This is a genomic window from Streptomyces sp. NPDC054961 (assembly GCF_053609145.1).
In genome coordinates this window covers 1-7,461 of sequence record NZ_JBSGWY010000077.1, presented here as the reverse complement: position 1 = coordinate 7,461, position 7,461 = coordinate 1, and the positions used below count along the sequence as shown (strand labels likewise).

Sequence of the window (7,461 nt, the reverse complement as noted above, 5' to 3'; positions counted from 1 at the left end):
GGCGCCGGCCCCGCCCCCCGCCGGGCGCCGCACCCCGGCTCGCGCCTGCCGCCGCGGCCGGGCCCCCCCAACTCGCCGAGTCCCGCGCCCGCCACGGCCGGCCGCACGCAGCGTCCGTACATCCCCGGGATGACCTGCCCGGACGGATACATCCGGGGGGTGACGCACCGCCGTCGGTCCCCGGCCTAAGTTCGGGCCATGACAACTGATCACGGCAGTGAGCGGCGCGTGGTGGTGCGGCTGGACGGCGTCCACAAGGAGTACGGCGACGCGAAGGCCCTGGACGGCCTTTCGCTGGAGATCCGGGCGGGCGACGCCGTCGCCGTGATGGGACCCTCCGGTTGCGGCAAGTCCACCTTGCTCAACATGGTGGCCGGTCTGGACCGGCCCACCTCGGGGACCGTCGAGGTGCAGGGCCACGACCTCGGAAGGCTGAACGAGACCGGCCTGGCGCTGTTCCGGCGGCGCAACGTCGGCATGATCTTCCAGTTCTTCAACCTCATTGACGACCTGCCCGTCCTCGACAACGTGGCGCTGGCCGCGCAGCTGACCGGCACCCCGGCCCGGCAGGCGCGCCGCCGCGCCCTGGAGCTCCTGGAGGAACTCGGTGTCGCCGGGCGCCGGAACAACTACCCGGCGACGCTGAGTGGCGGCGAGCGCCAACGCGTCGCCGTGGCGCGGGCCTTGATGAACCGGCCCGCCCTGCTCCTGGCGGACGAGCCGACCGGCGCCCTCGACAGCCGGTCGGGCGAGCAGGTGATGGACCTGCTGATCGACCTCAACCAGATCGGCCAGACCCTGTTGATCGTCACCCACGACCCGCAGCTGGCCACCCGCTGCGCCAGCCGCCTGATCGAGGTCGCCGACGGCCGGGTCGCCCGCGAGAGCACGCTGGAGGTGACCGCGTGAGCGCCGTGTGGAGGGCCTCGCGCGCGGCCGTGAAGCGCCGCCGGATCCAGACCTTCGTCATCGGACTCGTCGTGTTCTGCTCGACCACGACGGTCCTGCTCGCGCTGGCCGTGCTGACCGCCGCCTCGAGCCCCTTCGACAAGGCCCACGCCGCACAGCGCGGTGCCCATACGGTGGCGGTGTTCGACACCGCGAAGGTCACGCGGGAACAACTGGCGCGCACCGCCCGTCAGCCCGGGGTGGAGGCCGCGGCCGGACCGTTCGGGCAGGCCGTCGTCGACGTCCCCGAGGACTGGCTCTGGATGGCGGGCGGCACCCTCACCGTGGTGGGCCGGGCCGATCCGGCCGGCCCGGTGGACCGGATCGAGCTGCTGGAGGGCCACTGGGCCACCGCGCCCGGCGAGATCGTCGTCAACTGGTCCGTCCAGGGCTCCCCCGGAACGGAGCTCCTCGGCACCGAGCTGAAGCCCCCGGGCGGCCCGGCGCTGCGCGTCGTCGGATTCGCCGCCAGCATGAGCAAGTCGGCGAGCGCCTGGGTCTCGCCCGAGCAGATGGCCGCGCTGCACCCGGCCTCCGCCCAGATGCTCTACCGCTTCACGGACCGCGCGACCGAGGCCCAGCTGAGCGCCGGGCTGGCGCGGGCCACCGCCGGACTGCCCGGGGACTCGCTGACCGGGGCGCAGACCTACCTCACCCTCAAGCAGGCCTTCTCCGCGCTGGCCGACTCCTACCTCCCGTTCATGACGCTCTTCGGCGTCCTCGGCCTGCTGGTCTCCACCCTGATCGTCGGGAACGTCGTGAGCGGGGCGGTCGTCTCCGGGTACCGGCACATCGGGGTGCTCAAGGCCCTGGGCTTCACCCCGAACCAGGTCGTCGCCGTCTACCTGACGATGCTCTCGGTACCGGCGGTGGCGGGCTGCGTGCTGGGCACGCTGGCCGGCAACGCGCTGGCCGGGCCGATCCTGAAGGTCGCGTTCACCGGCATCGACGTGGGCCGGGCCTCGATCGGCGGCATCAGCCCGTGGCTGTCCGTCGGCTGCCTCGTGGGCATGCCCGCCCTCGTCCTGCTGGCCGCGCTGTTCCCCGCCCTGCGAGCCCACCGGCTGTCCGCCGCACGGGCGATCAGCGCGGGCGGCGCCCCGCGGACCGGGCGCGGGCTGCGCGTCCAGCGGATGCTCGGCGCCACCCGGCTGCCGCGCCCGGTCAGTCTGGGCCTGGGCCAGCCGTTCGCCCGGCCCGCCCGCACCCTGCTGACCATGGCGGCCATCGTCCTCGGGGTCACCACGGTGACCCTTTCGACCGGCCTGACCAGCACGATGCTGGCGTTCGGCAACGTAGGGCGGGAAGACGGGGGCGCCCGGATCCAGGTGACGACCGGCGGATCGGGGAACGACCGGACCCCGCCCCGGCTCGGCGACGGCCAGATCGAGGAACGGCTGCGCTCCCTGCCGGGTGCGCGGGGTGTACGGGCCCGCGCGCTGTCCCAGGCGCACCTGACCGGGCAGTCCCAGCCCGTCTACGCCGACTTCTACCGCGGGGACGCGTCCTCGTACGACCACACCCTCGTCAAGGGCCGGGCGCCGGCCGCGGCGGGTGAGATCGTCGCCGGGCCGGCCTTCCTGACCCAGCGCGGACTGAAGATCGGCGATCGGGTCGATCTGGAACTGAACGGCCGGAAGGTCACCGCGACCGTCGTGGGGCAGCTCATCGAGGGCGACGCCCGCGCGCTGGAGGCCACGTGGGACACCCTCGCCCGACTCGCGCCGGAGGACCACGCCACCGAGTACACGGTGCGGCTCTCCCCCGGCGCCGACGCGCACGCCTACGCCGAGGCGGTCGCCGCGCTCGACCCGGGCCTGCAGGCGTCGGTGGGGGATTCCGGCAACGCCGGCACCGCCACCGTCATCACCTTCTCCACGGTGTTCACCGTGCTGCTGACCGTCGTCGCCTCCCTCGGCGTCTTCAACACCGTCCTCCTGAACACCCGTGAGCGGCGACGCGACCTGGGCATGCTGAAGTCGATCGGCATGACCCCCCGGCAGGTGGTGGTGATGACGGTGACCTCGGTCGCCGGGCTGGGCGCGGCCGGCGGCCTGCTCGGCATCCCGCTCGGGATCGCGGCCCACCGCCTCGTCGTGGACCACGTCGGAGTGGTCGCCTTCCCCCCGTACATGAAGGACGTGTGGCACGCGCCACAGCTGGCCGCGATGCTCCTGGCGGGTGTGGCGATCGCGGTCCTGGGCGCCCTGGTCCCGGCCCGGTCGGCGGCCCGTACGACCATCGCCTCGGTGCTGCACACCGAGTAGGGCGTCCGTCGGCGCCGGCCCGCCCCCGTGCGGTCACCGGATCGAGCGGTCGAGGAACGCGTCGATCGCCGTGGCGACTTCCGGGTGGGCGAGGTATTCCTCGATGCTGTGGGCCCGGTCGTTCGCGTTCAGCACGGCGTGTTCCTCCGTCAGCTTGCCCCAGACGGGCTCCAGCGGGCAGCCGATGGCCACCACGTCGGTCGGACACCAGGCGTTGACCCAGTGTTCGACGGCGTCGGGGCGGTGTGTGCCGGGCGGGAGCAGCCGGCTGCTGACCGCGTCCATCCCCAGGGGACTGCCCGCCGTGACGAGCAGGGTGACCTTCGTCCCCGGGGAGAGCCGGTTGGCGATGAGGTCCATGCCGACCACCGTCCCGAGGCTGTGCGTGACGAGGACGAGCTCCCCCTCGGGCGGGAGCGTCTCGGCCACGCAGTCCAGGACGGCCTCGCGGATGTCGCCGCCGCGGAGGTACGCGTCCACGTCACGGAAGACGGCCGCGATGGCCAGGGTGTCCCATCCGGTCTTGGCCGCCAGCCAGCTCAGGGCCCCCTGGAAGGATCCGACCATCGTGCTTCCGAGGCCCTCCGTGGCCGGCCGGCCGTTCTGCGGCATGCCGGCCAGCGCCGCCGCGTCGATGACGAGCCGCTCGTACGTCTCGTCCGCGCACCCGTCGGCGCGGGCGTCGGGAACGGCCCCGCGCTGCCCGATGACTTCCGCGATCCGGTCGCCGTAGAACGGGAACCAGACGTCCTCCGGGTCGACGGTGGGCAGTCCGGCGCGGGTGAGTCCGTGGTTCAGTCCCCCGGTCCAGCCGCGGCGGAGTTCCACGGGGTCCTTCCCCTGCTGGTTCCGGCCGTGCAGGAACACCAGGTGCCGCCGACCGCCGAACGCGTCCGACGGGGCGCGCAGACCGATGTGGGGCCCGGTGGACCCGCGGACACCGCCGACGGCCGCGGGGCGCGGAGCGGTGACGATGACGGCGGCCTCGCGGGGCGGGACGGGTGGCGCGGCCACCGTCCGCACCGGGTCTGCCACGGGGTCCTGCTGGAGGCCGGATTCGGGACCCATCTCGGCCAGCAGAGCACGTCGTTCGGGGTCCAGACTCCGTGCGGCGAGGTGTTTGAGGATCGCACTGGTGCGGGCGCCCTCGTTCGAGACGTAGTCGACGGTGTCGTCACCGTCGATGCCACGACGCCAGAGCTGACCGTCCTTGCGCAGGATGCGGCCCTGACGGTCCGTGTTCGGCACGCCCTGGTGGTGCAGTGCCACGACCTCCCACTGGTCGTTGTAGACGGGAGAGCCGGAATTGCCGGGCTCCGTGTCGGTGCGGTAGTGGAGGAACTCGTCCAGCCTCTGCACCAGGGCGTTGTCCCGGAGGGCGATCTCCTTGAGGCGGCCCATGGGGTGGCCGATGACGTTCACCGGGTCGTTCAAGACGATCTTGCCCTGCTCCAGGCTGAGCCGGTTCCATCCGAAGACCTCGCCCGGAAGGCGGCCGTCGGCGGCGGGGGCGACCGTCACCAGCGCGTAGTCGAGGTGCTCGTCCGCCGTGAAGAACGTGTCGGGGTCGAGCTCGTACCGGATCGTGGCGTCGGGCGCGTTGTCGATGGTGACCTCGGCGTTGAACTCCAGGAAGCAGCGCCGCACGGTCTCCGCGTTCGGGAACACGTGGTGGTTCGTGAGCAGCAGCCGGGGCGACACCAGGAAGCCGGTGGCGTGCGGCCGCTCCAGGCCGTCACGGAGGATCGAGATCCGGGCGACGGTGGCGCCCGCGCGGACGCCCCGCGGCAAGAAGCTCCACGGCTGGAGGTCCTTGGTGAGTCCGATGACCCGCTCCAGGGTCTCGGGCCCGTCCAGGGCCTCCGCGCGCACGCTCTCCACCGCCGCCGCGGGCGGGACCCCGCCCCGGTCGAGGAGCCGTTTGGCGCGGTTGGCGATCGCCTGCGGGGTGTCGGGGTACTTCACCCCCGCCGCGAGTTTGTCCTCGATCACCTCCCGCTCCGCGGTCGCGTCGCGATACCTCTTCGCCGCCGACGCGGCCTGCTGTCGCTGCAGTTCCCGGGTCTCATCCGTCGCCGGCATGGCGGTCACCGTTCTGTTCTGGCGGGTGTACGGGCTCCTTCCAGGAGCTGCCATGGAGGCCGATGCCGCAACAACGGGCAGCGCGGTCACGGCGCCCGCGACCGGGGCGGACGGCACGGGCCACGTCCTCTTCCTGCGCCGATGTCCCGCGGCAGAAGGTTCCGGGGCTCTGGGCCGGGCGGGTGGCCGGGGGCCCCGGCCGGCCCGCTCCCCCGGATCCCCGCCCCTAGGTTCCGGTCCGGGGCGCACCGCCGCGTGGCCGGGCTGCGGCCTCCTTCAGGTCGATATGAGCTTAAATCAGATGTAAGTGACGATCCGTCGCACGCGATGGTTCCCGGCCTTGATGAAGGGGGGTTGCGTTGTCGACCGACCTGCGTTCCGGCACGGACAAGGTGGTCTTCGGCGTCACGGCGGTCCTGACCCTCGCCTTCGTGCTCTGGGGCGCCGTCGCGACGGACTCGCTGGAGAGCGTGTCGAGCCGCCTGCTCAAGGGGCTCCTCCACAACGGCGGCTGGGCCTTCATGCTCGCCGCCAGCGGCTTCGTCGTCTTCGCCCTCTGGCTGGCGATCAGCCGCTACGGCCTGATCCGCCTCGGCCGCGAGGACGAGCCCCCGGAGTTCCGCACCGTCTCCTGGGTCGCCATGATGTTCAGCGCCGGCATGGGCATCGGGCTCATGTTCTACGGAGTGAGCGAACCCCTGGCGCACTACGAGACGGCCCCGCCCGGCACGCACCCCGCCGACTCCGCCGAGCGGATGCAGACCGCGATGGCCACCACCCTGTTCCACTGGACGCTCCACCCGTGGGCGATCTACGCGGTCGTGGGACTCGCCATCGCCTACAGCACGTTCCGTCGCGGCCGCCGCCAGACGATCAGCGCGGTGTTCGAGCCGCTGATCGGCGCCCGGCACGCCCACGGCGGGGCCGGCCGGGTCATCGACATCGTGGCGATCTTCGCCACCCTCTTCGGCTCCGCGGCCTCGCTCGGCCTGGGAGCCCTCCAGATCGGCAGCGGGATCCGTGAGCTGGGGTGGATGGACTCGGTCAGCACCGCGCTCCTCGTCGTCGTCATCGCCGTCCTGACCGTCGCCTTCGTCGCCTCCGCGGTCTCCGGCGTGGAACGCGGCATCCAGTGGCTGTCGAACATCAACATGGTGCTCGCCCTCGTGCTCGTCGTGTTCGTGTTCATCGCCGGGCCGACCGTCATCGTGCTCGACCTCCTGCCCACGTCCCTGGGCGCCTACCTCGGCGACCTGCCCCAGCTCATCGGCCGTACGGAGGCCACCGGCGCCGGCGAGGTCGCCGACTGGCTCGGCAGCTGGACGGTCTTCTACTGGGCCTGGTGGATCTCCTGGACACCGTTCGTCGGCATGTTCATCGCCCGGATCAGCCGCGGCCGCACCATCCGGCAGTTCATCGGAGGCGTCATCCTCGTACCGAGCACGGTCAGCCTGCTGTGGTTCGCCGTGTTCGGCGGAACGGCCATGAAGCTCCGGGAGAGCGGTGAACTCCCACGGGAGAGCACCCCGGAGGGACAGCTCTTCGGGCTGCTCCAGCAGTTCCCCGTCCCCACCGCCATGAGCCTGCTGGTGATGGCCCTCGTCGCCATCTTCTTCGTCTCCGGAGCCGACGCCGCCTCCATCGTGATGGGCACGCTCTCCCAGAAGGGCGTCCTCGAACCGTCCCGGCTGGTGGTCGTCTTCTGGGGCGTGGTCACCGGAGCCGTCGCGGCCATCATGCTGCTCATCGGCAACGGCAAGGGGGACGCGCTCGCCGGACTGCAGAACCTGACGGTCCTCGTGGCGGCGCCGTTCACCCTGGTCATGATCGGCATGTGCGTGGCCCTCATGCGCGACCTGCGCCACGACCCGCTCATCGTCCAGGGCGAACAGGGCAAGGAAGCCGTCGCCGTCGCCGTGGCCGCGGGCCACGAGGAGTACGGCGGCGATTTCGAGATCCGCATCGGCCCGTCCGGCGGCCCGTCCGGCGGCCCGGGGGCGGACGCGGCACGGGCGCCCTCCTCGCCCTCCCCGCCCCGCGATCCGTCCTGACGGCTGGGTACCCCGGGACGGGGGCCGGGCCGCCCGGCCCCCGTCCCGACATGCGTCAGGGCCGCGCGGCTGGTGCTGCGCGGCCCTGAGCGGTTCTGCGGGAGGGAAGGGTC

Annotated in this window: 4 protein-coding genes; 3 read left to right on the top strand and 1 reads right to left on the bottom strand. The window is 72.5% G+C overall.

The annotated features are described in order from the left end of the window. Window positions 1–198: 198 nt before the first annotated feature. Complete coding sequence (locus ACWF9Z_RS35760) at window positions 199–909, top strand: ABC transporter ATP-binding protein (RefSeq protein ID WP_453609684.1); 711 nt, start codon at window positions 199–201, stop codon at window positions 907–909. Beyond that, window positions 906–3,215 carry an ABC transporter permease gene (locus ACWF9Z_RS35755; RefSeq protein WP_453609683.1) on the top strand — a complete coding sequence of 770 codons (2,310 nt, stop codon included), beginning with the start codon at window positions 906–908 and terminating at the stop codon, window positions 3,213–3,215. Before ACWF9Z_RS35760 ends, ACWF9Z_RS35755 begins: the two co-directional genes overlap by 4 nt. Window positions 3,216–3,248: 33 nt before the next feature. Here ACWF9Z_RS35755 and ACWF9Z_RS35750 read toward each other — a convergent pair whose 3' ends face one another. Further along, on the bottom strand, window positions 3,249–5,297 hold the full coding sequence (locus ACWF9Z_RS35750; protein WP_453609681.1) for a trypsin-like serine peptidase: 2,049 nt from the start codon (window positions 5,295–5,297) through the stop codon (window positions 3,249–3,251). Between the two features lie 359 nt (window positions 5,298–5,656). On the opposite strand from ACWF9Z_RS35750, the gene ACWF9Z_RS35745 reads away from it, so the two are divergent. After that, window positions 5,657–7,348, top strand: a complete 1,692-nt coding sequence (locus tag ACWF9Z_RS35745) for a BCCT family transporter (RefSeq protein WP_453609679.1) — start codon at window positions 5,657–5,659, stop codon at window positions 7,346–7,348. Window positions 7,349–7,461 lie beyond the last annotated feature (113 nt).

Excerpts from the sequence above, each read along its gene's own strand:
- ACWF9Z_RS35760 (WP_453609684.1), top strand. The coding sequence starts at position 199 with ATGACAACTGATCACGGCAGTGAGCGGCGCGTGGTGGTGCGGCTGGAC.
- ACWF9Z_RS35750 (WP_453609681.1), bottom strand. The coding sequence starts at position 5,297 with ATGCCGGCGACGGATGAGACCCGGGAACTGCAGCGACAGCAGGCCGCG.